20 protein-coding genes and 1 pseudogene are annotated in these 26,482 nt (G+C 63.9%); 7 read left to right on the top strand and 14 right to left on the bottom strand.

Translation table 11 applies throughout. The features are described 5' to 3' along the window. The 4 genes from AC1DYO_RS26090 to AC1DYO_RS26075 all read right to left on the bottom strand — a co-directional run. Positions 1 to 217 (bottom strand): hypothetical protein (locus AC1DYO_RS26090; RefSeq protein WP_477267300.1); only part of this gene is annotated, 217 nt, incomplete at its 3' end. Between the two features lie 61 nt (positions 218 to 278). Next, entirely contained in the window at positions 279 to 872 is a 594-nt protein-coding gene (locus tag AC1DYO_RS26085) for a hypothetical protein (RefSeq protein ID WP_477267299.1), read from the bottom strand. A gap of 26 nt (positions 873 to 898) precedes the next feature. Next, complete coding sequence (locus tag AC1DYO_RS26080) at positions 899 to 1,363, bottom strand: hypothetical protein (protein WP_477267298.1); 465 nt, start codon at positions 1,361 to 1,363, stop codon at positions 899 to 901. A 36-nt stretch (positions 1,364 to 1,399) separates the two neighbouring features. Next, a complete protein-coding gene (locus AC1DYO_RS26075) occupies positions 1,400 to 2,017 on the bottom strand; it encodes a TetR/AcrR family transcriptional regulator (RefSeq protein ID WP_477267297.1) in 618 nt (205 codons plus the stop codon). Positions 2,018 to 2,090: 73 nt separating this feature from the next. On the opposite strand from AC1DYO_RS26075, the gene AC1DYO_RS26070 reads away from it, so the two are divergent. Both AC1DYO_RS26070 and AC1DYO_RS26065 read left to right on the top strand, forming a co-directional pair. Next, a complete protein-coding gene (locus AC1DYO_RS26070) occupies positions 2,091 to 3,374 on the top strand; it encodes an MFS transporter (RefSeq protein WP_477267296.1) in 1,284 nt (427 codons plus the stop codon). A 309-nt stretch (positions 3,375 to 3,683) separates the two neighbouring features. Next, a complete protein-coding gene (locus AC1DYO_RS26065) occupies positions 3,684 to 5,258 on the top strand; it encodes an alkaline phosphatase D family protein (RefSeq protein WP_477267295.1) in 1,575 nt (524 codons plus the stop codon). Between the two features lie 213 nt (positions 5,259 to 5,471). Here AC1DYO_RS26065 and AC1DYO_RS26060 read toward each other — a convergent pair whose 3' ends face one another. Next, positions 5,472 to 5,750: a hypothetical protein gene (locus tag AC1DYO_RS26060; RefSeq protein ID WP_246691371.1), complete on the bottom strand. Its 279-nt coding sequence runs from the start codon at positions 5,748 to 5,750 to the stop codon at positions 5,472 to 5,474. A 197-nt stretch (positions 5,751 to 5,947) separates the two neighbouring features. Here AC1DYO_RS26060 and typA point away from each other — a divergent pair, with 197 nt between their 5' ends. Next, positions 5,948 to 7,777 (top strand): translational GTPase TypA, encoded by a 1,830-nt coding sequence (gene typA, locus AC1DYO_RS26055; RefSeq protein ID WP_477267294.1) that lies wholly within the window; start codon positions 5,948 to 5,950, stop codon positions 7,775 to 7,777. A gap of 61 nt (positions 7,778 to 7,838) precedes the next feature. Here the strand turns inward: typA and AC1DYO_RS26050 are convergent, their stop codons facing one another. Continuing rightward, complete coding sequence (locus AC1DYO_RS26050) at positions 7,839 to 8,465, bottom strand: DUF1062 domain-containing protein (RefSeq protein WP_477267303.1); 627 nt, start codon at positions 8,463 to 8,465, stop codon at positions 7,839 to 7,841. Positions 8,466 to 8,798: 333 nt separating this feature from the next. Beyond that, entirely contained in the window at positions 8,799 to 9,833 is a 1,035-nt protein-coding gene (locus AC1DYO_RS26045; RefSeq protein ID WP_477267293.1) for an L-idonate 5-dehydrogenase, read from the bottom strand. Positions 9,834 to 9,975: 142 nt separating this feature from the next. On the opposite strand from AC1DYO_RS26045, the pseudogene AC1DYO_RS26040 reads away from it, so the two are divergent. Continuing rightward, positions 9,976 to 10,591 (top strand): annotated as a pseudogene (locus AC1DYO_RS26040) (LysE family translocator). 78 nt (positions 10,592 to 10,669) lie between these two features. Here AC1DYO_RS26040 and AC1DYO_RS26035 read toward each other — a convergent pair. Both AC1DYO_RS26035 and AC1DYO_RS26030 read right to left on the bottom strand, forming a co-directional pair. Continuing rightward, positions 10,670 to 10,993: a hypothetical protein gene (locus AC1DYO_RS26035; RefSeq protein WP_477267292.1), complete on the bottom strand. Its 324-nt coding sequence runs from the start codon at positions 10,991 to 10,993 to the stop codon at positions 10,670 to 10,672. 123 nt (positions 10,994 to 11,116) lie between these two features. Continuing rightward, positions 11,117 to 11,680, bottom strand: coding sequence for a peroxidase-related enzyme (locus tag AC1DYO_RS26030; protein ID WP_477267291.1), 564 nt, complete (start codon positions 11,678 to 11,680; stop codon positions 11,117 to 11,119). Positions 11,681 to 11,811: 131 nt separating this feature from the next. Here AC1DYO_RS26030 and AC1DYO_RS26025 point away from each other — a divergent pair, with 131 nt between their 5' ends. Together AC1DYO_RS26025 and AC1DYO_RS26020 are read left to right on the top strand one after the other, a co-directional pair. After that, positions 11,812 to 16,602 carry an NAD-glutamate dehydrogenase gene (locus tag AC1DYO_RS26025; RefSeq protein ID WP_477267290.1) on the top strand — a complete coding sequence of 1,597 codons (4,791 nt, stop codon included), beginning with the start codon at positions 11,812 to 11,814 and terminating at the stop codon, positions 16,600 to 16,602. A 249-nt stretch (positions 16,603 to 16,851) separates the two neighbouring features. Continuing rightward, positions 16,852 to 18,228 (top strand): MFS transporter, encoded by a 1,377-nt coding sequence (locus AC1DYO_RS26020; protein ID WP_477267289.1) that lies wholly within the window; start codon positions 16,852 to 16,854, stop codon positions 18,226 to 18,228. 137 nt (positions 18,229 to 18,365) lie between these two features. On the opposite strand, the gene purH is transcribed toward AC1DYO_RS26020, so the two are convergent. From purH to AC1DYO_RS26005, 3 genes are all read right to left on the bottom strand, one after another. Beyond that, positions 18,366 to 19,982, bottom strand: a complete 1,617-nt coding sequence (gene purH / locus AC1DYO_RS26015; protein ID WP_477267288.1) for a bifunctional phosphoribosylaminoimidazolecarboxamide formyltransferase/IMP cyclohydrolase — start codon at positions 19,980 to 19,982, stop codon at positions 18,366 to 18,368. Between the two features lie 106 nt (positions 19,983 to 20,088). Beyond that, a complete protein-coding gene (locus AC1DYO_RS26010; protein WP_477267287.1) occupies positions 20,089 to 21,813 on the bottom strand; it encodes a heparinase II/III family protein in 1,725 nt (574 codons plus the stop codon). 217 nt (positions 21,814 to 22,030) lie between these two features. Continuing rightward, positions 22,031 to 22,867: a helix-turn-helix transcriptional regulator gene (locus AC1DYO_RS26005; RefSeq protein ID WP_477267286.1), complete on the bottom strand. Its 837-nt coding sequence runs from the start codon at positions 22,865 to 22,867 to the stop codon at positions 22,031 to 22,033. Positions 22,868 to 22,959: 92 nt separating this feature from the next. Here AC1DYO_RS26005 and AC1DYO_RS26000 point away from each other — a divergent pair, with 92 nt between their 5' ends. Further along, entirely contained in the window at positions 22,960 to 23,895 is a 936-nt protein-coding gene (locus tag AC1DYO_RS26000; protein ID WP_477267285.1) for a phytanoyl-CoA dioxygenase family protein, read from the top strand. Between the two features lie 147 nt (positions 23,896 to 24,042). Here AC1DYO_RS26000 and AC1DYO_RS25995 read toward each other — a convergent pair whose 3' ends face one another. After that, positions 24,043 to 25,425, bottom strand: a complete 1,383-nt coding sequence (locus AC1DYO_RS25995) for an RsmB/NOP family class I SAM-dependent RNA methyltransferase (RefSeq protein ID WP_477267284.1) — start codon at positions 25,423 to 25,425, stop codon at positions 24,043 to 24,045. Next, entirely contained in the window at positions 25,416 to 26,441 is a 1,026-nt protein-coding gene (gene htpX, locus AC1DYO_RS25990) for a zinc metalloprotease HtpX (RefSeq protein WP_477267283.1), read from the bottom strand. The genes AC1DYO_RS25995 and htpX overlap by 10 nt, the downstream gene beginning before the upstream one ends. Positions 26,442 to 26,482: the final 41 nt, after the last annotated feature.

The raw sequence follows: 26,482 nt of genomic DNA, 5'->3' as shown, positions 1-26,482 counted from the left end.
CGTCATCCGCAGGCTCGCGCAAAACATCTTGACGGCTCATCCACTCGACAAACCTATCGCCAGCAAAATGCGACGGGCAAACTGGAGCAAAGATTTCTTCTATGAGCTCTTTATTCATATGCGATAGCCCTGCCCTCAAGGGGGGAGATCGGGTGTCGCCACGGCTTTCGTTAATTTTCAGAGCCGAAAGAAAAAGCGCCGCCAGCGAAGCTGCCAATCTCCCCCCTTGAGGGGGAGATGCCCGGCAGGGCAGAGGGGGGTGCCTCGCGCCAACGTGCCTAGTTGTCCACCCTACCAAAAGCCGGCACGCTACCGATAACGGTGTGTTTGTCCTTGCCGCAGGCGAAGGCCTTCGCCTTTTCGTCGGCCAGCTTGCGCGCCTGGTCGTTGGCTTGCGGGTTGCCGGTGGCGAGCACAAGGCCGATGGTGCAGCCATCGCGGGCATCCATCTGGGCGACCTTGGCGACGAGCAGCACTTCGGTCGGCTTGTTCTCGTCCTCGGGATTGCTGATCGAGCGGCGGTGGATGACAGCGAAGGGAACGGCAACGTCGCCCTTGCTTTCGATGCGCCACTCGACCTTGGCGCCGGACGAATTGAAGCCGGAAAAGCTCTCCCAGACCGTCGTCATGTCGCCGCCAGGCGGAAACCCGTAAAACAGCGATTCACGTGCATCGTCATAGGCGATCAGCACAGGATAGCCGCGATAGCCGGAACAGGCGAGTTCGGCCCAGTCGCCGTCGCCTTCCTCGGCCTGCGCATAGGTGACGCAGTTTTTTTGCGAGTCGAGATCGGTGTAGGCGCTGGATATGCCGTCGGCATGGGCGACCTGGCAGAGGGCGGCGAGGGCAAAGGGGACAAGCAGGATGCGCATGCAGACGATCCCCTTCGAGCCGTTTCCTATCTGGCCCGAAGCCTCGCAAAAAAATACACGGCGTACAATGCGGAAAAGCAGGTGGCAGCAAGGAACGCCTGGTAGTCCATCCAGCAGATTGCGAGCAGTGACGCGCAGGCGACAAGCAGGACGACGGGGACAAAAACATCGAGATATAAGAATACCAAAGCGACTGCGCTTATCGACGCGGTCAGAATGCGCGCCGGTTGGGTAATGCCGTGTGCCTTAGCGGCTAAATACATCGCAGCCGATGCGATCAAAAACAGGAAAAGCAACCTTCGCAGAACGGCTTCCTTCACCGTGTATTCGTTCAGGTCGAGGATCGTGGCGATGTCCCTTCTTTCCTGCTCGCTCATGAACCCCTGGTTGCCCTGCCGGATGTAGTGGATCAGGAACATTTTTTGGAGGTCGTCCAAGAGCGTCCAAGCAAGATTCAAATCACCGCCAGCAATTCTGGATTGATATGACATCGATACTGCTTGTCGTTGGAATGGATCGCAAGAGGTCTATTTCTTCAAACTCGCTTCAATCAGCAGGTCGGCGTTGCGGGCGACCGATGCCGCAGGTCCGCCGAGGCCGAACAGCTGGCCGCTGATATAGGCGCCTTCGATCAGAAGCAGCAGGCCGTCGCCCAGCGTGTCGGGGTCTTGCGCACCCATCGCTGCGGCCATGGCGCGCAGGCGGTGGCGCAGCTCCTGCTTGTTGGCTTCGCTGACGACGCGCGCCGGATGGCTGTGCTCGGGATATTCCACCGCCGCGTTGGTCATGCCGCAGCCCCGATAGTCCGGCGTCTGCGTGCGCTTGCCGATGCGGGTCAGGAAAGCCTTGAGCTGCGCGCGCGGGTCGCCGGGATGGGCGGCCACGGCTTCGTCGAAACGCTCCCAATATTCGCGGTCATATTGCCGGAGATAGGAGGCGGCGAGTTCGTCCTTGGAGGGAAAGCTGCGGTAGAGGCTGGGCTTGGTGACGCCGGCGCGCTTGACGATCTCGTCGACGCCGATCGCCCTGATGCCGCGCCGGTAGAACAGGTCATACGCCACGTCGAGGATCTTCTTGGCAGCCTTGGGTGGCGACGCTGCATGACTGTCGCTGATGATCAGTTCAATATTTTTGTCCGTTGGCATGGTATGACTCGATTGACGTGTTACCGATCGGTACGTATACATCTCCTCACCCTGCAACGTACCGGTCAGTAACATGATAGCTCAATCCCGTCCCTTTGGCCAGCGCTACGCTTTCGTCGTGGTCGGCGTCATCTTCCTCTGCCTGCTGATCGCAGCGGGTCTGCGTTCGGCTCCCTCCGTGATGATGCTGCCGCTGGATAAAAGCTTCGGCTGGGGGCGCGATACCGTTTCGATTGCCGCTGCCATCGGCATCTTCCTCTATGGTCTGACCGGCCCATTCGCCGCCGCACTGATGGAGCGTATCGGTCTGCGCCGCACGCTGCTTGCCTCGCTGGTGATCATGTCGGGCTCGACCGCGCTCAGCCTGCTGATGACCGAGCCCTGGCACCTGTTCCTCACCTGGGGCGTGTTTTCCGGCATCGGCTCCGGCGCGGTTGCCACCGTGCTCGGCGCCACCATCGTCAATCGCTGGTTCAAGACCAATCGCGGTCTTGTCATGGGACTGATGTCGGCCTCCAGCGCCACCGGCCTGCTGGTGTTCCTGCCGCTGCTCGCCTCGCTCGCCCAGTCCGGCGGCTGGCAGCCGGTCGCCATCGCCGTCGCCATCGCCACCGCCTGTCTGTTGCCGCTGGTCTGGCTGCTGGTGCCGGAGCGTCCGGCTTCGATCGGCATGGTGCGTTATGGCGCCGACGCCAATGACGTGCCGCCGGTGTCACCGGCATCACAGGGCAATTTCCTGGTGCATACGCTGAACACGCTGCGCCGCGCCGCCGGCACCCGCGTCTTCTGGTATCTGTTCGCCACCTTCTTCATCTGCGGCTTCACCACCAACGGGCTGGTCGGCACGCATCTGATCTCCTTTTGCGGCGACATGGGCATCGGCGAGGTGCAGGCCGCCGGCCTGCTGTCGCTGATGGGCATTTTCGACCTGATCGGCACGACGCTGTCGGGCTGGCTCACCGACCGTTTCGACCCGCGCAAGCTGCTCGGCGTCTATTACGGCATTCGCGGCCTGTCGCTGATCTACCTGCCCTATTCAGGCTTCTCGGCGACCAGCCTGATCATCTTCGCCGTGCTCTACGGCCTTGACTGGATCGCCACTGTGCCGCCGACGCTCAGGCTCGCCAACGAAGCCTTCGGCGACCGCAGCGGCCCGATCGTGTTCGGCTGGATCGTCGCCGGTCACCAGGTCGGCGCCGCCACCGCGGCCGCCTTCGGCGGTACCATGCGCGAGCTGCAGGGCAATTACGAACTGGCCTTCCTGATTGCCGGCATGACGGCGATTGTGGCTGCCTGCCTGTCACTGCTGATCAACACGAGCAAGCCGGCTTTCGATCCGGAGCCGCAGGTGGCTTAAGGGCTGCTGATCTCCCCCCTTGAGGGGGAGATGCCCGGCAGGGCAGAGGGGGGCGCTGTCCCGCCGGCTTGTCAGTTCAATCTTCGTGATTTCCGTTCAATCGAATCGTTGAGCCAGCGCTCGGCCGGCAACATCTGAGAGGCTGGCGATCCTTCGCGCCCCCCTCTGGCCTGCCGGCCATCTCCCCCACGAGGGGGGAGATCAGCAGCTCGCCTGTTCACTGTTATCAAAACTTCATCTTCCCGAGATGCGGCTGAAACATTGAGGCTGGAGCTTGGTGGCGGACGTTCAAGCCATCAGGAGACAGCCATGAACAAGCTTTCGTTGACCCGCCGCGCTTTTGTCACATCAGCGAGTGCGGCCGGGCTGCTCGGCGCATCGGGGCTCGCTTTGCCCTATTATTCGCGCGCCAGCCAGCGCCCGGCCTTCACCCATGGCGTCCAGTCCGGCGACGTCGACGCCTCGAGCGGCATGGTGTGGACGCGCACCGATCGTCCCTCGCGCGTCATGTTCGAAGTGTCGTCGACGGAGAATTTCGCCAACGCCACCCGGCTGGCGCCGCTCGATACCTCGCCGGCCAGCGACTTTACGGTCAAGCGCCTGCTCACCGATCTCGCCTCCGACCAGGACATCTTCTACCGCATGACGGCCGCCGATCTCGCCGACATCAACGTCGTTTCCGAGCCGATCGTCGGCCGCTTCCGCACAGCACCGGCCTCGAAGCGCGACATCAAATTCGCCTGGTCGGGCGACACCGCCGGCCAGGGCTGGGGCATCGACGAGACCGGCATGAAAACCTACGCCACCATCGCCAAGCACACGCCCGACTTCTTCCTGCATTCCGGCGACACGATCTACGCCGATGGCGCCATGAAGGATGAGGTCGACCTGCCCGGCGGCGGCAAGTGGAAAAACGTCGTCCTCATCGACGGCAAGCGCAAGGTGGCCGAGACACTGGACGAGTATCGCGACCAGTGGAAGTACAACATGATGGACAGACACGTTCTCGCCCTCAGCGCCATCTGCCCGACCTTCTACCAGTGGGACGACCACGAAGTGCTGAACAATTGGTCGGATTCGAAGAATCTGAGCGCCGACAGCCGCTACACCGAAAAATCCATCCATGTGCTGGCGGCGCGTGCGGCGCGCGCTTTCCATGAGATGACGACGATCCGCTACGAGCCGTCGGAACCCGGCCGCGTTTATCGCAAGATCGCCCACGGCCCGCTGCTCGACGTGTTCTTCCTCGACATGCGTTCCTATCGCGGCCCCAACGGCCCGGATATGCAGGACACGATGACGCCGGAGTCCCGCATGCTCGGCGAACAGCAGACGAAATGGCTGAAGCGCGAGCTGGCCAATTCCAAGGCGACCTGGAAGATCATCGCCGCCGACATGCCGCTCGGCCTCGTCGTCTGGGACGACGGCACCAAGAAGGTCGGCGCGGAAGCCGTCAGCAATGGCGACAACGGTCTGCCCAAGGGCCGCGAACTCGAGATCGCCGACCTGTTGCGCTATATCAAGAACGCCGGCATCACCAACACGGTGTGGCTGACGGCCGACGTGCACTACACGGCGGCGCACTACTACAACCCCGACAAGGCGCAGTTTCAGGATTTCAATCCGTTCTGGGAATTCGTCTCCGGGCCGATCCACGCCGGCACGTTCGGCCCGAACGATTTCGACATGACTTTTGGACCAGAGCTGAAATTCATCAAGGCGCCGACCGCCGAACAGGGTCAGAACCTGCCGCCATCGGCCGGGCTGCAGTTCTTCGGACTGGTGGATATTTCAGGCGCCAGCGAGCAGCTGACGGTGCGGCTGATGGATCGCGACGATAATGAGCTTTACAAGGTGACGCTGGATCCGGTGCGGTCGGCGTAGATTGGACAGGCCGGCGGGACAGCGCCCCCCTCTGTCCTGCCGGACATCTCCCCCACACGGGGGGAGATTGGCAGTTTTGGGGTATCGCTAATATCTGCAACCCTGGTGATTGGCGAAAACGGCGGCGATAGCCGATCTCCCCACTCGTGGGGGAGATGCCCGGTAGGGCAGAGGGGGGCGTGAAGGATCGCTGCGCTTGGAGTAGAGCGCCCCTCAGTCCGGGTAGCAAACCGCAGGAATCTTCGGCCAAACCGCACTGTCGCAGCCGGCAACCTGCTGCCTCTGCTTGAAAGAGGCGCTGACCGGGCCGGTGACCACGGGGTCGACACCATCAGGGGCGTCGGCAAACATCTGCTCGGCCGTCTGGTCGGACGACGAGGCGGGATTGGCTTCCTTCAGCGTCGCGGCCGACTGGGCGGCATTGGCCGCCAGCAGGGCAGCGAATGCGACCGAAGCGATGAGTGGCCAAAATCGGTTGAGTTTGTCGGTCATGAGTTTCGAACTGCCCGGGCCCCGAAAGGTTCCCGCCTTGGTTAACAAAACCATCTCACACCGAGATGCTTAAGATTTGATGAGTATTTGGTGATGCGCCTCCTCTTTCGCAATTGCGAAAAACCCTGTATGAGCCGCGCAACCGAAAGAGGCGGCGCCTTTTGGCCTGCTGCCTGCAACGCTCCCGAGACCACAACATGAAAATTCGTAATATCGCGATCATCGCGCACGTCGACCATGGAAAAACCACCCTCGTTGACCAATTGCTGCGGCAATCCGGCTCCTTCCGCGACAATCAGCGCGTCGCCGAGCGTGCCATGGATTCCAACGACCTCGAAAAGGAACGCGGCATCACCATCCTGGCCAAGGCGACCTCGGTCGACTGGAAGGACACCCGCATCAACATCGTCGACACCCCCGGCCACGCCGATTTCGGCGGTGAAGTCGAACGCATCCTGTCGATGGTGGATTCGGCCATCGTGCTGGTCGACGCCGCCGAAGGCCCGATGCCGCAGACCAAGTTCGTCGTCGGCAAGGCGCTCAAGGTCGGCCTGAAGCCGATCGTCGTCATAAACAAGATCGACCGTCCGGATGCCCGCCATGTCGAAGTGGTCAACGAGGTGTTCGACCTGTTTGCCGCCCTCGACGCCACTGACGAGCAGCTCGACTTCCCGATCCTCTACGGTTCGGGCCGCGATGGCTGGGTTTCGGAAAACCCCGAAGGTCCGAAGGATCAGCAGCTTGCGCCGCTGTTCGACCTCGTCATCAAGCATGTGCCGGAGCCGACCGTTCATCCCGGCCCGTTCCGCATGATCGGCACCATTCTGGAAGCCAACCCCTTCCTTGGCCGCATCATCACCGGCCGCATCGAGAGCGGTACGCTGAAGTCCAACCAGGCGGTCAAGGTGCTGCACCACGACGGCACCCAGATCGAAACCGGCCGTATTTCCAAGATCCTCGCCTTCCGCGGCCTCGAGCGCCAGCCGATCGACGAGGCGCAGGCGGGTGACATCGTCGCCATTGCTGGCCTGTCGAAAGGCACCGTCGCCGACACCTTCTGCGACCTGGCGGTGACCGAGGCGTTGCATGCGCAACCGATCGATCCGCCGACCGTCACCATGTCCTTCCTGGTCAATGACTCGCCGCTCGCCGGCACCGAAGGCGACAAGGTGACCAGCCGCGTCATCCGCGACCGCCTGCTGCGCGAAGCCGAAGGCAATGTCGCGCTCAAGATCGAGGAATCGCCCGACAAGGATTCGTTCTTCGTTTCCGGCCGCGGCGAATTGCAGCTGGCCGTGCTGATCGAGACGATGCGCCGCGAAGGCTTTGAAATTGCCGTGTCGCGTCCCCGCGTCGTCATGCAGAATGGCGAAAATGGCGAATTGCTGGAGCCGGTCGAGGAAGTCGTCATCGACGTCGACGAGGAGCATGCCGGCATCGTTGTGCAGAAGATGTCGGAGCGTAAGGCCGAGATGGTCGAACTGCGCCCGTCCGGCGGCAACCGCCAGCGCATCGTCTTCCACGCGCCGACACGCGGCCTGATCGGTTACCAGTCGGAACTGCTGACCGACACGCGCGGCACCGCCGTGATGAACCGGCTGTTCCATGCCTATCAGCCCTACAAGGGCGAACTGCCCGGCCGCACCAACGGTGTGCTGATCTCCAACGAACAGGGCGAAGCAGTGGCCTACGCCATGTGGAACCTGGAAGATCGTGGCCCGATGGTCATCGATCCCGGCGTCAAGGTCTATCAGGGCATGATCATCGGCATCCATAGCCGTGACAACGACCTCGAAGTGAACGTGCTGAAGGGCAAGAAGCTGACCAACATCCGCGCCGCCGGCAAGGATGAGGCGGTCAAGCTGACGCCGCCGATCCGCATGACGCTGGAACGTGCGTTGGCCTGGATCCAGGACGACGAGCTGGTCGAGGTGACACCGAAGACCATCCGTCTGCGCAAGCTCTATCTCGACCCGAACGAGCGCAAGCGCTTCGAGAAGTCGGCGAAAGTGGTCGGCGCGGCGTAATCATCTGATTTTCCAGAGATATCGAAGGGGCGAAGCACCGGGTGCTTCGCCCCCTTTTGTTTCACCCGCCGGCTGCGAAAATGATGGCATCCCTGTCGGGCTCGCCGGTGAGATCGATGCGGATCGTCGTTCCCTCACGGGCCGGCTTGCGCAAGGCTTTGGCTCCGTCCGGATCAACCACCAGCCGCCGCTTCTCCTCCAGCGCCTGAAGCCGCGAGCGTGAGATGCCGAGTTCGCCGGCGAGCAGCCGGTCGAGCCGCAGCGATGTCGGCAATTCGAGCCCAATCCTGAGTTCCAGCGCGGTCGCGCGGTCGCTGTTGTCGCAGAGCCTCTGTTTGTGAACGACGACGTCGGAAAATTCCTCAACGCGGGCCACCCGGTTGCGCAATGCGACGACGTCGAAGCTATGGCGACGCGCCAGCGCCGGGTCATTGCTTTCAAGGGCCGCGAGCAGCGTCGGCTCGATGTCTCTGCGATTGCAGCGTTCGAAAATGCCGAAATTCCACGAATTGTCGCAGTCGACGCAGCGGTAGATCAGCCAGACATCGATGCGCTTGCCATTGGCGTTGACGCGGAATTTGTCGCTGCAGCGATAGGCCTTCACTGTGCCGCAGCGATTGCAGTTGATCAGGGGTCGAGGTGCGATTTCGGGCGCGATCGCCCAGTGAATGCGCAGAGACATGCCGATAAGCCCTTCCCGTCGGGAAGTTCTTCAGGCCGGCAGTGTCGAGATGCCCATGCGGGCACGGCGTGGCGAGAGGCTGCGGTTGTCTGGAAATCAGGTGTCACGGGCGACAAACGCGCGACAGCGGTTCAGCAGTGCCAAACCGGTCTCGAACCGCCGCCTGAGAACACGTGAAATGAAGCAGGCTCCGCGAATGCGGCGCCCTGCCAAGTGTGATCAGGGGAGTTGGCGAGACCGGCGGTTACTGAGGCAAAATGGAGCTCGAAATGGATGTCGGGACGGCTTGTCTAGCCACGAAGTGGCATGCACGCAAGCTCTCACGCGGTTCCGCTATGCTCAGCTGAATGCGATCTGCACCTTCATCGACTGGGTGCGGTCGCCGGCAATCTCGAACGCCGCTACCGCCTCGTCCATCGGATAGATGCCGGTCAGCAGTGGCTTGACGTCGACGCGACGGTTGTTGATCAGGTCGACGGCCAGCGCGAACTCGTCATGAAAGCGGAAGGAGCCGCGCATCTCGATTTCCTTGGCGACGATGAGATTCTGCGGCAGCGACATATCGCCGCCAAGGCCGAGCTGGACCAGCACGCCGCGCGGCTTCAACACGTCGAGCCCCGCCCGCACCGCGCGTTCGTTGCCGGAGCATTCGAACATCACGTCGAAACTGCCCTTTTCGACGTTGTAGGCGGCGAGGCTGGCGCTGTCGGTGGCGACATTGATGGTGCGGTCGGCGCCGATCTCCCGGGCCTTGGCCAGCACGGCATCCATGACATCGGTGGCGACGATTTCGCGCGCGCCGTGGACGCGTGCGGCGAGGATGCACAGCGCGCCGATCGGCCCGCTGCCGGTGACCAGAACCCGCTTGCCGAGCAGCGAGCCGGCGCGGTTCACGGCGTGCAGCGTCACCGCGAAGGGCTCGGCGAAGGCGGCTTCGTTGATGGAGACATGCTCGGCGATTTTGTGGCACTGCCAGGCCTCAGCGACCAGGCGCTGGCGGAAGGCGCCCTGGATGTGCGGCATCGGCATGGCGCTGCCGTAGAAGCGCATGTTGAGGCACTGGTTCTGCATGCCTTGCAGGCAGTAGCGGCAGGCATTGCAGGGCCGGCTGGGCGAAATCGCGACGCGGTCGCCGACGGCGAGGGTCGATACGCCCGTGCCAAGCGCCTTCACCGTGCCGGCGACCTCATGGCCCAGGATCATCGGCTCGCGCAGGCGAACAACGCCGAAGCCGCCATGATTGTAATAGTGCAGGTCCGAGCCGCAGATACCGCCGGCTTCGACCGATATTTCGACCTGTCCGGCGCCCAGCACGCCCGGGTCGGTCTCCTCGATGCGCAGGTCTTTTGCCGCGTGGATGACGATTGATTTCATGGCCGCGATCCTTTCTCAAACCACCGGTGCGGGCAAGGCGCGAGCGCCCAAATATCTCGCAAGCTCTGTCCCATCAGCTCGCAGGGTTCCAAATTGCGGCTGATCGGCTATCCTTCGTACTCCAACGCTCGAAGGCTCCGCCATGCACCTCACCTCGCTTCTGATCTTCGCCGCCGCTTTGTTCGTCGCCGCCGGTTCGCCCGGCCCGTCGATCGCCGCACTGGTTGCGCGCGTCATCTCGAAAGGGTTTCGCGACGTGTTCCCGTTCCTGCTCGCCATGTGGATCGGCGAGGGCATCTGGCTGTCGCTGGCGGTGTTCGGGCTGGCTGTCGTGGCGCAGACCTTTCACTTTGCCTTCGTCGTCGTGAAATGGGTGGGTGTCGCGTATCTCGCCTTACCTCGCCTGGAAGATGTGGGCCGCACCCGTCGACGCGAAAGAAGGCGAGATGCCACGCGAAGATTCGGCGACAAAGCTGTTCTTTGCCGGCATGGCGGTAACGCTCGGCAACCCCAAGATCATGATGTTCTATCTGGCGCTGCTGCCGACCATCATCGACCTCGCTTCGGTCAGCATTGTCGGCTGGGTCGAGCTAACGGCGACGATGGCGGTGGTTCTGATCGCCGTCAATCTTGGGTGGGTGGTCGTGGCGTCGCAGGCGCGCAAGCTGCTCAAAAGCAAGCGCGCCATGAAGATCGCCAACCGCCTCAGCGCCACGACGATGGCCGGCGCCGCGGCGGCTATCGCGACGCGGTCATAGGGCATGACCCCAAACCGAAGGATCGCATCAGCGAAAGGCGGGATCGTTTTTTGCTTCGATGACCTTCGGTAGATCGCGTCACATCATTTCGATGATCGGCGCGATCTCGACACTGAACGCCGGGTCCATCAGGATCGGGCAATCCTTCGCCTTGGCGACGGCATCGTCGATGTCCTTCGCTTCGACGATCGTGTAACCGGCGGTCGGACTGCTGCCACCATTGTTCTCGACCTTGCCGCCGGGCAGCACCATCTTCGACTTGCCGACCGGATTGCCGCCGTCGACGACGTCCGAGCCAAGCTTGCCGTACCAGCCGGTCCAGGCATCCATCGAGGCTTTCCGCTCGGCCTCGTCGGTCGGCATCTTGCCGGAGCCATGATAGACGTAGAGAAATTTCGCCATGTTCTCCTCCCTTGGTGAGCGGCTTGAACCGGCACGCGGTCATGCCGCCTGCCGATCATCGGACCAAACGGGCAAACAAGCAACGAGAATGAGGGATAGCTGATATAAGGCGGCGGCCGCGCCTCACCTTGCCATGGCGTGGTATTCGTCGTTTGGCCGCATGTCGATCGCCGCCGCCACGCGGTTGGACATGTTGAAGAAAGCGGCCGTCGAGGCGATGTCCCAGATGTCGCGGTTGCTGAAGCCGGCGTTGCGAAGCGCTGCCCGGTCCGCTTCGACGATCTTTGCCGGTTCCTCGGTCAGCTTGATGGCGAATTCGAGCATCGCCGTCTGCTTCGGTGACAGATTGGCGGCGCGAAAATTCATCACCATCATCTCACCGAATGCCGGGTCGCCGGAGAGCTGGCGCACCGCCGCGCCATGCGCGGTCAGGCAGTAATAGCAATGGTTGATCGAGGAGACGACGACCGCGATCATCTCGCGCTCCAGCTTCGACAGGCCGGATTCGCCGAGCATCAAATCATTGTAGGTGTCGGTGAAGGCGCGCAGTTTCTTCTCGTCGAAGGCGTAAGCAAGAAGCACGTTGGGGACCAGGCCGAGCTTTTCCTCGCATTTGGCGAAATAGGCTTTTGTCGCCGGGCTCAGCTCCGCGATACCGAGGTCAAGTGCACTGATTTTGCCGGACATGGGGTCTTCCTCCTCGTTCGCTGCCGCCTGACCGCCGAATTCCGATAATTGTTAGCGAGCCGTCAAACCTTTGTCGCCAAACGGCGGTCATCTGCTACCATAGTCGTAAAAGCATGTGACGGGAGGACATCATGGCGAGCGTGAAATCCGCAGCTAAGTCGAAGAAAAAAGCCACTGCGGCGGCGAAATCCGACGAGAAGTCGGCCGGTCTCGCCGATTATCTGCTGGCGCGCGCGCCGGCGGAAGACATTGCCGCCTATGACGCCGCCGACCTTCAGCGCGCCGCCGATCTGGCCGGACGGGCAGTCGCTGTCCACAAGAAGGGCGAGAGCGTCGTCGCCGTCGATGCGGAGTCGGGTGTCTCCCGCGAGGGCCGCCCGATGACGATCATCACCGTCGTCAACGACAACATGCCGTTCCTGTTCGATTCGATCCTTGGCGAGATCACCGAGACCGCCGGCGAGCCGACTTTGGTCACCCATCCGGTCATCGCCGTGCGCCATGGCAAGGCCGGTGTCGACGAGATCCTCGGCGACGGCAGCGTCATCAAGGACGACAGCACCCACGACCGGCTGAGCGTCGTCCATGTCCACATTCCGCGCCTGACGGCGGAGCAGGCGAACGCGCTGGCCGATCGCTTGCGCAAGATGCTCAACCAGGTCCGCGCCGCGGTCAGCGACTGGAAGCCGATGCTCGCCCGCCTCGACCAGGCGATCTCTGAGTTTCGCTATTCCGCCGTGCCGCTTGACAAGAAAAACGTCGCCGAGGCGATCGCCTTCCTGGAATGGCTGCGCGACGACAATTTCACCTTCCTCGGCATGCGCGAGTTCAAATACACCGGCGGCGCGGAGAGCGGCAATCTGGAGCGCGCCGACAAGCCCGGCCTCGGCATCCTCTCCGACCCCGATGTCCTGGTGCTTAGGCGCGGCACCGAAGCGGTGACGACGACGCCGGAAATTCGCGCCTTCCTGCACGGGCCGGAACCGCTGATCGTCACCAAGGCCAACGCCAAGTCGCTGGTGCACCGCCGCATCTATCTCGACTATATCGGCGTCAAAACCTACACCGCCAAGGGCGCGCTGTCGGGCGAGCTGCGCATAGTCGGCCTGTTCACCTCGACCGCCTACACGCGCTCGGTGATGAAAATCCCGTATCTGAGGTCGAAGGCTGAGACCATCATCGCCAAGTCCGGCTTCGACCGGCACGACCACTCCGGCAAGGCGCTCATCAACGTTCTGGAGAGCTATCCGCGCGACGAACTGTTCCAGGTGCCGGTGCCGATCCTGAAGAAGCACGCCGCCGCCATTCTCGGCCTGATCGAACGGCCGCGGGTGCGGGCGCTGGTGCGCGTCGACCAGTTCGACCGCTTCGTCTCCATCCTCGTCTTCGTGCCGCGCGACCGCTATGACAGCGTCGTGCGCGAGAAGATCGGCACCTATCTCAAGACTGTATTCGAAGGCCGTTTGTCGGCTTACTATCCGGCCTTCCCGGAAGGCGGGCTGACGCGCGTCCACTTCATCATCGGCCGTTCCGGCGGCAAGACGCCGAAGGTCGAGCAGGCGGCCATCGAGGCGGTGATCCGCGACATCGTGCGGACCTGGGACGACGCACTGGCCGATGCGGCGGAAGCCGGCGGCAGCGATCCGTCGCTGAAGGCGATCGCTGCACGGTTCCCGGAGAGCTATCGCGACTCCTTCAGCGCAAGCGTTGCTCTGACCGATGCCGGGCGCATCGCCAAAATCAGCGCCGCCAACCCGATCGCCATCGACTATTATCGCCACGCCGAGCAGGAGCCGCATCAGGCGGCGCTGAAGATCTATCACCACGGCAGCCCGGTGGCGCTGTCGCGGCGGGTGCCGGTGCTGGAAAACATCGGTTTCCGCGTCATCAGCGAGCGCACGTTCGAAGTCGGCGAGGATGGCGGCGATACGGTCTTCGTCCACGACATGGAACTGGAGAACAGCTACGGCAAGCCGATCGACCTCACCGATGGCGGCGCGCTGTTCGAGGACGCGTTCCTGTCGGTCTGGCGCGGCGATATCGACAATGACAGCTATAACGGTCTTGCCCAGACCGCCGGCCTATGGTCGGGCGAAGTCACCATACTGCGCGCCTATGGCCGCTACCTGCAGCAGGCCGGCATTCCGCAAAGCCAGGATTTCATCGCCGCCGCGCTCAACCGCTATCCCGACATCGCGCGCGGCCTGCATGCGCTGTTTGTGGCCCGCCTCGGCCCGACGGCCGCGACAGAAGGCGTCGTCGCCGCCAAGCACCTCAAGGCCAAGATCAAGGACGCCTTGGAAGAGGTGCCCAACATCGATGACGACACCATCATCCGCCGCTATCTCAATTTGATCCAATCATCGCTGCGCACCAACCATTTCGTTGCCGAAACGAAGGCCAGGGGCCAGTCGCTGGCGATCAAGTTGGACTCGCATTCCGTCGAAGGCCTGCCGGCGCCGCGGCCGTGGCGCGAGATCTTCGTCTACGGTTCCGAGGTCGAGGGCGTGCATCTGCGCTTCGGCCCGGTGGCGCGTGGCGGCCTGCGCTGGTCGGATCGCGCCCAGGACTACCGCACCGAGGTGCTCGGCCTGGTCAAGGCGCAGCAGGTCAAGAACGCGGTCATCGTGCCGGTCGGTGCCAAGGGCGGCTTCTTCCCCAAGCGCCTGCCCGCAGGCGGCAGCCGCGACGCCATCTTCGAGGCTGGCACTTCGGCCTACAAGAACTTCGTCTCCAGCCTGTTGTCGATCACCGACAATATCGGCCTGGACGGCGTCATACCCCCGGCCGGCGTTGTCAGGCGCGATCCGGACGATCCCTATTTCGTCGTCGCCGCCGACAAGGGCACGGCGACCTTCTCCGACACCGCCAACGCCATTTCCGAGAAGCACGGTTTCTGGCTCGACGATGCCTTCGCCAGTGGCGGCTCGGCCGGCTACGACCACAAGAAGATGGGCATCACCGCCAAGGGCGCCTGGGAAGCGGTGAAGCGGCATTTCCGCGAGATGAACCGCGACATCCAGACCTCGCCCTTCACCGTCGTCGGCGTCGGCGACATGTCGGGCGACGTGTTCGGCAACGGCATGCTGTTGTCGCCGCAGACCAGGCTGATCGCCGCCTTCGACCATCGCGACATCTTCATCGATCCCGATCCGGACAGGGTGGCCTCGATGGCCGAGCGCGAGCGCATGTTCGCGCTGCCGCGCTCATCCTGGCAGGACTACGACAAGACCAAACTGTCGGAAGGCGGCGTCATCGTCTCGCGCAGCCAGAAGTCGATCACGCTACCCGCGGCGGCAGCCGCCGCGATCGGCCTCACCAAGACCACCGCGACCCCGGTCGAGATCATGACCGCCATCCTCAAGGCGAATGTCGACCTGCTGTGGTTCGGCGGCATCGGCACTTACTTGCGGGCCTCCGGCGAAACCAACGCCGATGTCGGCGACCGCGCTAATGACGCCATCCGCATCACCGCGCTCGATGTCCGGGCGAAGGTGATCGGCGAGGGCGCCAATCTCGGCGTCACCCAGCGTGCCCGCATCGAGTTCGGCATGAATGGCGGCCGCTGCAATTCCGACGCCATCGACAATTCGGGCGGCGTGAACTGCTCCGACGTGGAGGTCAACATCAAGATCGCGCTGGCGTCGGCCATGCGCAAGGGATCGCTGACCCGGCCGGCGCGCAACAAACTTCTGTCCGAGATGACCGACGAGGTCAGCGGGCTGGTTCTGTCCAACAATTACGAGCAGACGCTGGCGCTTTCCATCGCGCGCAAGCGCGGGCTTGCCGACATCGCGCACCAAAGTCGCTTCATGACCGCGCTGGAGGCGCGCGGTCTGCTCGACCGCGCCGTCGAAACGCTGCCGTCGCCGGCCGCCCTTGCCGAGCGCGAGGCGCGCGGCGAGCCGCTGACCCGGGCCGAGCTCGGCGTGTTGCTCGCCTATGCCAAGATCGTGCTGTTTTCCGACATCGTCGCCAGCGACGTGCCGGACGATGCGCATTTCGACCGCGACCTGATGGGCTATTTCCCGGATCGGATGGCGAAGAAATACGCCGCCGAAATCCATGGCCACCGGCTGCGCCGCGAAATCATCGCCCGCGTCGTCGCCAACGATCTCGTCAATCGCGGCGGCCCGTCCTTCGTCAACCGGCTGCAGGAAGCCACGGGGCGCAGCGCCGCCGATGTGGTGCGCACCTTCGCCGTGGTGCGCGACGGCTTTGGACTGCCGGCGCTCTACCGCGAGATCGACGCGCTGGACAGCCAGATCGATGGCCAGGCGCAGCTCGACCTCTATCAGTCCGTCAGCCGGCTTATTTTCGTGACCAGCGGCTGGTACCTGAAGAACGATGCCGGCACCGCAGTGCTCGGCCAGCGGATCGCCGAACTGCAGGAGGCGCGCAAGGCGCTGGAGCCGAAGCTTGTCTCGCTGCTGCCGGCCTTCTCGCGCGAGCGGGTCGAGGAACGGCGGCACGGCCTGTTCAAGGCCGGCGCGCCGGAAAAGCTCGCCGAAAAGCTGGCGTTGGCCGATCTGGCCGAACTGATCCCCGATATCGCACTGACGGCACGCATGGCCAATGCCGACATCATCGCCGCGGCCAAGGCGTTCTTCGCCGTCAGCGATGCCTTCCGCATTCCGCGCGTCGAAGAGGCGGCGCGGTCGATCACGCCGTCGGACTATTACGACCAGCTGGCGCTGTCGCGCGCCACCGACACGATCGGCGCGGCCCGCCGTGGCATCGCGGTGGCGGCTCTCACCGGCCATGCCGGGACGGCGGATCCTGTGGCGGCCTGGCTGGAAGCCGGTGGCGAGCGGGTTGCCCGCATCCGCGAGCGGCTGCAGGCGCTGACCGAAGGCGGCGACATCACAGTTTCGCGGCTGTCGGTGGCGTCTGGGTTGATGAGCGACCTGACGGGAATGTGAGTGCTCTTACCCTCCCCCTTGTGGGGAGGGTCGCTGCGCAGCAGCGGGGTGGGGGTGTGGCACCGACCCCCACCCGGACCTGCGGTCCGACCTCCCCACAAGGGGGAGGTAAGGCGTCGCGCCTTTCTCCGCGTCTCTATGCAGGTAGACGGTGGCGACAGCCAGGGGCGCGACCCTTGATATTTGCATGAGCATTCGAAACATGCAGACATGGCGCCCGACGCGGGCGGAGCGGATGTCGGGGGAATCATGACGGTAGAAACAGTGCAGCGGGCATCCGGGCGCGGCATCTGGGGGTGGATGTTTTTCGACTGGGCGGCGCAGCCGTTTTTCACCGTCGTCACCACCTTCATCTTCGGTCCGTATTTCGCTTCGCGCATGGTCAGCGATCCGGTCATGGGGCAGGCAATCTGGGCCTGGGGCATCGCCGCCGCCGGCCTAGTCATTGCCGTTTTGTCGCCCATTCTTGGCTCGATCGCCGACCAGACCGGACCGCGCAAGCCGTGGATCGCGTTTTTCGCGACGATCAAGATCACCAGTCTTTGCCTGTTGTGGTTGGCTGCGCCCGGTTCGAATGCATTCCTGATCGTGGCGTTGTTCTCGTTAGCCTCGGTGGCGGCGGAGTTCTCGACCGTCTTCAACGATTCGATGATGCCGCGCCTGGTGCCGAAGAGCGAGATTGGCAGGATCTCGAACATTGCCTGGGGCCTCGGTTATCTCGGCGGCATGATCGCGCTGATCTTTGTCATCCTGTTCATGGCCGGCAATCCGGAAACCGGCAAGACGATCATCGGCGTCAACCCAATCTTCGGACTCGACCCAAAGCTCGGCGAAGATGCGCGCGCCACGGGACCGCTCTCGGCAGGCTGGTATTTCCTGTTCATCCTGCCGATGTTCTTCTTCACGCCGGACGCCATCAAGGGGATTCCGATCGGGCCGGCGGTACGTGAGGGCCTATCGGAACTGAGGTCGACACTGGCCGAAGCGCGTAAGCGCGGCGGCATCTTCCGTTTCCTCGTCGCCCGCATGGTCTATCAGGACGGCGTCAACGCGCTGCTGACGCAGGGCGGCGTGTTTGCTGCGGCGATGTTCGGCTGGTCAATCACCGAGATCGGGATTTTCGGCATCATCCTCAATGTCGTCGCCATCTTCGGCTGCTGGATTGCTGCCCGCGTGGATACGGCCTTCGGCTCAAAAGTGGTTGTCATGATTTCACTCGTGATGCTGACGGTGGCCACCGCCGGCATCGTCTCTACCGGGCCAGGTTTTACACTGCTCGGTCTCATACAGCTCTCGACCACCGATTCAGGAGGGCTGTTCGGCACGGCGGCGGAAAAGGCCTATATCCTCTACGGCCTGCTGATCGGGCTCGCCTTCGGCCCAGTGCAGGCGTCGTCGCGCTCCTACATGGCGCGCAGCGTGACCGCAGCGGAGTCCGGCCGCTATTTCGGCATCTATGCGCTGTCGGGACGGGCAACGAGCTTCCTGGCGCCGTTCCTGTTGGCGACGATCAGCTGGGCCACCGACTCCGCGCGGCTTGGTATGGCGGTGATCATCCTGTTCCTCGGCATCGGCATAGCGATCCTGATCAAGACGCCATATCCGGCGGATCAGCCGGTGGAGTGAGGCTTACCCTCCCCCTTGTGGGGAGGGTCGATCCGCGAAGCGGAGCGGGGTGGGGGTGCGGCGCCAATCACCCCACCCCGGTGCGCTCGCAAGCGAGCGCACCGACCCTCCCCATCGAGGGGAGGGTAAAAAAAGTGCTAATGCCGGAAATGCCGCACGCCGGTAAACACCATAGCGATGCCATGCGCGTCGGCGGCGGCGATGACGTCTTCGTCGCGCATCGAGCCGCCGGGCTGGATGACGGCGGTGGCGCCGGCTTCGATGGCCGATAGAAGCCCGTCGGCGAAGGGGAAGAAGGCGTCGGAGGCAACGACCGAGCCTTTGGTCAGAGGCTCGGCGAGACCGGCAGCCTCGGTGGCGTCGAGCGCCTTGCGGGCGGCGATGCGCGCGGAATCGACGCGGCTCATCTGGCCGGCGCCGATGCCGACGGTGGCGCCGTCCCTGGCGTAGACGATGGCGTTCGACTTGACGTGCTTGGCGATGCGGAAGGCGAATTTGAGGTCGGCCATTTCGGTTGCCGTCGGCGCGCGCTTGGTCACCACCTTGAGTTCGAGATCGTCGACGACCGCATTGTCGCGGCCCTGGACGAGCATGCCGCCGGCGACCGATTTCACCGTCGTGCCGGCAGAACGCGGATCGGGCAGGCCGCCGGTGACCAGCAGGCGCAGGTTCTTCTTGGCGGCAACGATGCGGACGGCGTCTTCCGAGGCGTTTGGCGCGATGATCACTTCGGTGAAGGTTTTCACGATCTCCTCCGCCGCCTCGGCGTCGAGGATGCGGTTCATGGCGACGATGCCGCCAAAGGCGGAGACCGGATCGCAGGCCAGCGCCCTGGCATAGGCCGCCGTCAGCGAAGCGCCCTCGGCGACGCCGCACGGATTGGCATGCTTGATGATGGCGACGGCCGCGCAACGGTTGGGGTCGAACTCGCCGACCAGCTCGAAGGCGGCGTCGGTGTCGTTGATGTTGTTGTAGGAGAGCTGCTTGCCCTGCAACTGCCGCGCCGTTGCGACGCCCGGACGCTTGTCGCCATCGACATAGAAGCCGGCGCGCTGGTGCGGGTTCTCGCCATAGCGCATGACGCTTTCCAGCCGGCCGCCGAAGGCGCGCCAGGTCGGGTGCTCGATCTCCAGCGTCTCGGCGAACCAGCCGGAGATAGCCGCATCGTAGCTTGCGGTGCGGGCAAAGGCCTTGGCCGCCAGCTTCTTGCGGAAGTCCAGCGACAGCGAGCCGATGTTCATTTCCAGCGCGTTGAGCACCGAGGCGTAGTCGCCGGGATCGGTGACGATGGCAACATAGGCGTGGTTCTTGGCCGAAGCGCGGATCATCGCCGGGCCGCCAATGTCGATGTTCTCGACGATCGCGGCGTAGTCGGCGCCGGAACGGCGGACCTCCTCGAACGGGTAGAGGTTGGAGACGAGAAGATCGATCGGCTCAATGTGGTGATCATGCATCGCCTTGGCGTGCTCGGGGTCGTCGCGCACACCGAGCAGCGCGCCATGCACCGACGGATGCAGCGTCTTGACACGGCCGTCCATGATCTCGGGAAAGCCGGTCAGCTCGGAAACGTCGCGCACGGCCAGGCCGGCTTCGGCGATCGCCTTTGCCGTACCGCCGGTCGAGACCAGCTCGACGCCGGCCGCGGCCAGGCCTTTGGCGAAGTCGATCAGGCCGGTCTTGTCGAAAACGGAAAGCAGGGCGCGGCGGACCGGAACGAGGTCGGGTGCCGGAATGTTCTTGGCGGCGACGGCCATGGGCTGGCGGCCTTTCAGGGCTGATTGGAGAGCGTTGCCGGGCCGTAGCACATGAGGTCAGGAAATCAAGCCGGAAGCTCGATCAAGCCGGCGCCGGCAACGACGCTCAGGTGTTGTCGGGGTAGCCGGCGATGCCGGTGCGCGTCAACTGCCAATGGACCTCGGCAATTTCCGAGGCCTTGAAGGCGAGCACGATCTGGCGGCTGCGGCGTGGGCCGCCAAGGCCGGCGAAATAGATCGATTCCTCGACCTCCGGCACCACCTCTGAGCAGGTGAACACCCAGGTGTCGGCCTGGTCGGCGGCCAGAACCAGGCGGTCATGCTCGTCCTGGAGAAGATTGATGTCGGGGTGGATGTGGAAGCGCACCACGACGAAATCGCGGCCATTGTTGCGGATAGCCGTGCCGCCGGGGCGCAGAAAGCGATCCCGGCCGGCAAGCACATTGCCTTCGCTCGACAGTTTCATCTCGCGCTCATGCAGGAAGCCGAAGCGCTGGATATAGCCGTCGTGGCGGGCAATGAAGCCTTGCGTGCCCTTCTGGTCGATGCGCTTGCACGGCACCTGCTGGGGGCCGCCGAGCAATGGCGTGCCGAGCAGGTCGTTGACGCGCAGCGAATGGGAAAACCGCGCCGACGACGTGTCGTTAAGGGTGGCGGTCGAATGCGCCGCCGTGGCGCGGGCCAGCGGCCGGAATTCGGCCGCGCCATAGGTGTCGATGCCGGCATTGACGACATAGTGCTGACGGCCGGAGGAGAGTTCGAAGGCGAGGCACCCGGCATGCGCGGCGTTGGACACGTCGACAGGTGGCGATGCGCCGGTATCGGCAATGACCGTCACGCCGCCCATCGACAGCCGTTCATAGCCGGAATGCGGCGCGTGCAGCAGCGGCGCGCCGGCGGTGTCGTCATGGCGCAATATGGTGGCGATGCGGTCGTGGATGGTCGCGCCCATGCCGTTGAAGCGGGCGAGGCTGCCGTCCTGATGGCGGAAGAAACGCAGCGCCGGCAGCATGCGGTCGATGGCGCCCATCAGCGCGGACGGCGGCGTTTCGGCCTGGTTGGCATAGGTCTGGCGCAGCGGCAGAAGATCTGCAAGCAGTTCGAGCACCGTCATCGGGTTGCGCGAAATATGGCCGCCGTCTGGAAGGATCTGGCGGTCGAGCTCTTCCGCAAGATGGCGGGTGGCGCCGCGCAGCGCCGAGGCCGGCGCCGGCAGCGACAAAGCGGCAAAGGCCAGCGCAATGCGGGCGCGCAGCCTGTCTTTGCCATCCGGCATTTCGCGCGCCATCGAGCGCAGATATCGGATCTGCACGGCAAGCGATTTCAGGAAGGCGCGGTAGAACGGAAATTCAGCCCCTTGTAGGACAACCGAGGAATGTTGCAGCCAGGCAATGACCCGCTTGGCCGTGGTGCCGGGCTCCCAGGCAATGCCGGAAATCTGGTTGCCATGCATGGCGATCCAGTCGGAAACCAGCGCGCGGGCATTGGCCGCGGCAAGCTCGGTGCCGGCGGCGCGCATGTGGCGAAGCCAGCGGAAGCCGTGCAGCGTCTTCACCCAGCCGCGATTGGCGACGTCGATCTGGAACGGCGATTTGCCGCCGGTCTCGACCAGATGTCCCGACAGCGGATAGCGGCCATAATAAATCTCGAGCGCGATCTGCGGGTCGGCGAGCCTGAGGTCCGGCGGTGCAATCAGGACGCGTTCCGGCGTGCGTCCGGAATAGCGCCAGCGATAGACTGGCCCTGCCCGCAGGCGCCGGCGCGTCTTGCGCCAAAACTCCTTAGCGACAAGCGTCCACAGACGTGTCGTGCTGCCGGCAGCCAGTGCCAAAACCCCTCCTCGTCACCTAGTGATGGAGCATGATGTTGTCCGAAAACCGCGTCACACTTTTCGGCATCATGCCCCTGTACCCCAGCACAAGCTTATATGATTCAAGAACTTATGCGAAGTCGAATTCCGCCGACGTGAAGGGCTTCACGCTGCCGGCGGCCGACCCATCCCGAAAAAAGTCAAACGATTTCCGAGGCTAAGCCCGACAATCCGGCACTCACTTGCGGTTGTGACGCGATCGGAACTCGCTCGGCGAGCAGTTTTCGCGATCGCGAAACAGGCGGGAGAAATAGAAGGCGTCGTGGATGCCGACGGCGGCCGCGATGGACTCAACCGACGAATCGGAGGCGGCCAGCATCTGCTTGGCGCGGTCGAGCCGAATGCGCAATTGAAAGGCCTTGGGCGACATGCCGGCGGCCAGCGCAAACCTGCGGCGCATGGTTGCCGGCGACATCCCGAACTTCGCGGCAAAGGCGTCGAGATCGACGGAATCGCAGGCGCAGCGGCGCAATTCGTCGATGATGGGCTGGATATCGGCGGCAAGGCCCGGGTCTCGTTCGCGGTTGATCCGATCCGCCGCTTGGCGGGCGGCCCGCACGACGATGCCATGCATCGTGGCGGCGGCTTCCGCCTGGCTCAGCACGGTGTCGAGCGAAAGCTCGCTGTGTAGCCTGTCAAACAGACGCTGCATCTCGCTGAGATCGTTCAGCCGGACGACAGGGGCGGCCTCGGCGATCAGCCGCAGCCGTGTGAAATCGCGCGTCAGGGCACCGTCAAAGAGCGCCCAGCGTTCGAGCCACCCGGAGGCGTCCGGCCCATAGGAGTGCGTCTTGCCCGGAAATAGCCAGAACAGGGCGGGCGCTGTGACCATCTGCACGCCGCAAGCTTTGGTTTCGAGCCAGCCTTTACCGTCCTCGACCAGCACTACGGCGAATTCCGGAAACTTACGCACGTTGATCGCCTGGGTGACGCGATGTCGGCCAATCCCGGTCACCGACAGGCCGCCGGCGGCTGTCGGCGCTGATCTGTAGAGCGCGAATTGGTGATCTGTCATGAGCGAAAAGTCCAGTCGTTCGTTCTGTCCATGGCGAAGGCGATGGTAGACATGGCACTGCTAGGTGATATGACAAATCATGGGTGACTGAAATGTCAAGATCGGCAAGCGGTGCGCAGCTTGGGGACACTGTTCCTGCGATCACTTTGATCGCCAATGGCAAGACATTGTCGACGGCGCCGAACCGGCTGGGCTATCTCTCGCCGACCGACCCCAAGGTCGGCATCGAGACGATCCGCAAACTCTTTGCCGAGCAAGGCTATGTCTGGCTGAAAGGCGTGCTGCCGCGCAGCGACGTCATCCATTTTCGCGGCTGGGTGTTTTCGCATCTGGCCGATACCGGGCTGCTGAAGTCTGGGTCCGATCCTGCGCTTGGGTTGGCGGCGGCCGGCGCGTTCGACCGTCAGCTCGCCGACCGCCGGCTGATGGCGCTGGTTCGTTCCACCGCCTATGAAGGGTTTTGCGCGCAGCCGCTGCTATCGCGGCTGATGGATGCGTTTGTCGGCGGGCTGTCCTACCTGCACAAGCGCAAGCTCATGCGCTTCACCCAGCCCGGCACGACTGTAGCGACACCGGCGCATTACGATCTCGTCTATCTGCGCGGCGGCACCAGCCGCATCGTCACCGCCTGGATTCCGATTGGCGATGTTTCCATCGACATGGGCGGCTTGGTCTATCTCCAGGGCTCACACACGATCGGCGCCGACATGGAAGCGCGCTTCGCCAGGGACAATGCCGGGCTCAGCCCCGAGGAACGCATCAGCGCCTTCAACAGAAATATGAGCGAAGGCGGCTGGGTGTCGAAAGACTTGCCCGACATGGCCGAACGGTTCGACACGCGCTGGCTGATCGCAGATTTCGAGGCCGGCGATGTCGTCCTCCACTCGCCCTACATGATCCATGCTTCGACGACCAACCAGAGCGCTGAGGGGCGTATCCGGCTCTCCACCGACATCCGCTACCAGAATGTCGACGATGAAATCGATGCAAGGTGGGCCAACCACTGGTCCTTAGACGACATGCTCTAAAGGCAGACTGATATTCAGGTGAGGCCGGCCTGCAAATGGTGGTCTCCTGCGCTTCCGGTGCTCACGTACTTGAGTACGCTCCGCTCCGGTTCTCGGAGACCGCCATTTTCGACGCGGCCTGACCTGAATCTCAGCCCACCTTCGGCGCTAGACACGCCGCATGCGGGCGGCGAAGAAGCCGTCCAGGCCAGAAATCCCGGGTGAGCCGAGATCGAGATCGGCTGGCGTTGTGCGCAGCGTGCCCTGGCTGGTCAGGAAGGCATCGAGGCCGGCGATTTCGCCCGGCTGCAACGGATCGTCGGCGATGTTTTTGTCCGCGGCCAGAAAGGCGCGGTAGAGATCCTCGCCTTCGATCGGGTCGAGCGAACAGTTGGAAAAAACAATCCGACCGCCCGGTTTGACCAAAGTAACGGCGCGGGCGAGCAGCCTTGCCTGAAGGTCGGCAAGCTTTTCGACGTCGGCCATCGTCTTCGTCCACGGCACGTCGGGGTGGCGCCGCACCGTGCCGGTGGAAGAACAGGGCGCGTCGAGCAGCACCGCGTCGAACAGTTCCGCCGGCTGGTATTTCAGCAGATCGGCCTGCACGATCTCAGCGGTGAGGCCGAGCCGCTCGAGGTTCTGCGTCAGTCGCGCCAGCCGGTTCTTCGAGGTGTCGACTGCGGTGACTTTCGCGCCGGCAAGGATCAGCTGGGCGGTCTTGCCGCCGGGCGCGGCGCAGAGGTCGGCGACGCGCAAGCCGCTGACATCGCCGAACAGCCGCGCCGGAAAACTGGCGGCGGCGTCCTGGACCCACCAGGCGCCTTCGTCAAAGCCGGGCAGTTCGGTGACGGAGGCGCTGAGCTTTTCCACCCGGATCGTGCCGGTCGGCAGCACGATGCCGCCGAGCTTTTCGGCCCAGTGTTCGGGATCGGCCTTGACGGTGAAGTCGACCGGCGCCTCGACCCGGTGCGCGGCGAGAATCTGCTTCGTCTTGTCAGCGCCATAGGCGGCTTTCAGCCGATCGGAGAACCATTTTGGCGCTTCATCGGTGGCGGCAAGCGCTGCGGGCAATTCGCTGTCCTTAGCCCGCGCCAAGGTGCGCAGCACGCCGTTGACGAGGCCGGAAAAGCGCTGCGTGCGCGGGTCGGACTTGGCGTGGGTCACGGCAAGATCGACGGCGGCGCTGTCGGGAATATCGAGGAACAGAATCTGCGCCGCCGCTACATGCAGAATGTGTGAAAGCGCCGTGGCGTTGGGCGGCAGCGGCTTTTCGAGGCGGCGGGCGAGGAGCCCGGCAATGGTCATGCGATAGCGCAGCGCGGTGACCAGAATGGCGCGCACCAGGCCGCGGTCGCGCATATCGAGCGCCTTGTATTGCGGGTGGCCGTTCTCGTGATCGGTCAGCCCGTCGAGCGGTGTCCTCGCATCGATCACGGCGGCCAGCAGCCGGGCCGCCGCCTTGCGCGCGGCGAGGCCGGCGACGGATTCGTCCGGGCTGTTTTCGCGATTGCCTGAGTGTGCGGGCCGGCCTCTGGCTTCGCTCACGACCACGGACCTTTGGGTCCGGTCGGGTTGCGGCCCCACGGGTTGGACTTTGGCTGTTCCGGTTCGGCCGGCGGTTCGGGTTGTGCCGGCTTGCCCCATGGGCCTTGCTGGCCATGGGCCTGCAGTTCTTCGGTGGGCTCCGGCGTCGGCGCCGGACGCGGTGCGGGCTGGCGGCCTGCCATGTCACGCGCCATCGCCTGCAGCGCAGCGATGCGGTTGTCGGTGTTCGGGTGGGTCGAAAACAGGCTGTCCATGCGCTCGCCGTGAAGGGGATTGATGATGAAGAGATGCGCGGTCGCAGGGTTGCGCTCAGCATCCGGGTTGCGGATGCGTTCGGCGCCGCGGGCGATCTTGTCAAGCGCCGATGCCAGCCAAAGCGGATTTCCAACGATTTCGGCGCCGCGCCGGTCGGCCTCGTATTCGCGTGTGCGGCTGACCGCCATCTGCACGATCATGGCGGCGAAAGGCGCCACCAGCATCGCCACCAGCACGCCGACAAAGCCGAACGGATTGTTGTTGTTGCGGCTGCCGCCGAAGAAGAAGGCGAAATTGCCGAGCATGGAGATGGCGCCGGCGAGCGTCGCGACGATGGTCATGGTCAGCGTGTCGCGGTGCTGGATATGGGCGAGCTCATGCGCCATGACGGCCGCCACCTCCTCATGCGAGAGGCGCTCCAGCAGGCCGGTCGAGGCTGCGACGGCGGCGTTCTCGGGATTGCGGCCGGTGGCGAAGGCGTTCGGCTGCGGATTGTCGATCAGATAGGTCTTCGGCATCGGCAGGCCGGCCTGCTTGGCCAGCGCTTCAACGATGGCGTAGAATTCGGGCGCGTTCTTCGCGTCGACCTCGACCGCGCGGTTCATCGACAACACCATCTTGTCGGCGTTCCAGTAACTGAACAGATTGGTACCGGCGGCGACCACGAAGGCGATCATCATGCCGCCAGTGCCGCCGATCAGAAAGCCGACGCCCATGAACAGCGCCGTCATCGCGGCCAGAAGCATGGCGGTGCGTAGCGTGCTCATCGTTTGCTCCGTTTGCGGCCGTGGCAAAAAGGGGTCGATCC

It is taken from the genome of Mesorhizobium sp. P2_F5, assembly GCF_056403715.1.
This window is presented reverse-complemented; position numbering and strand designations above follow the sequence as displayed.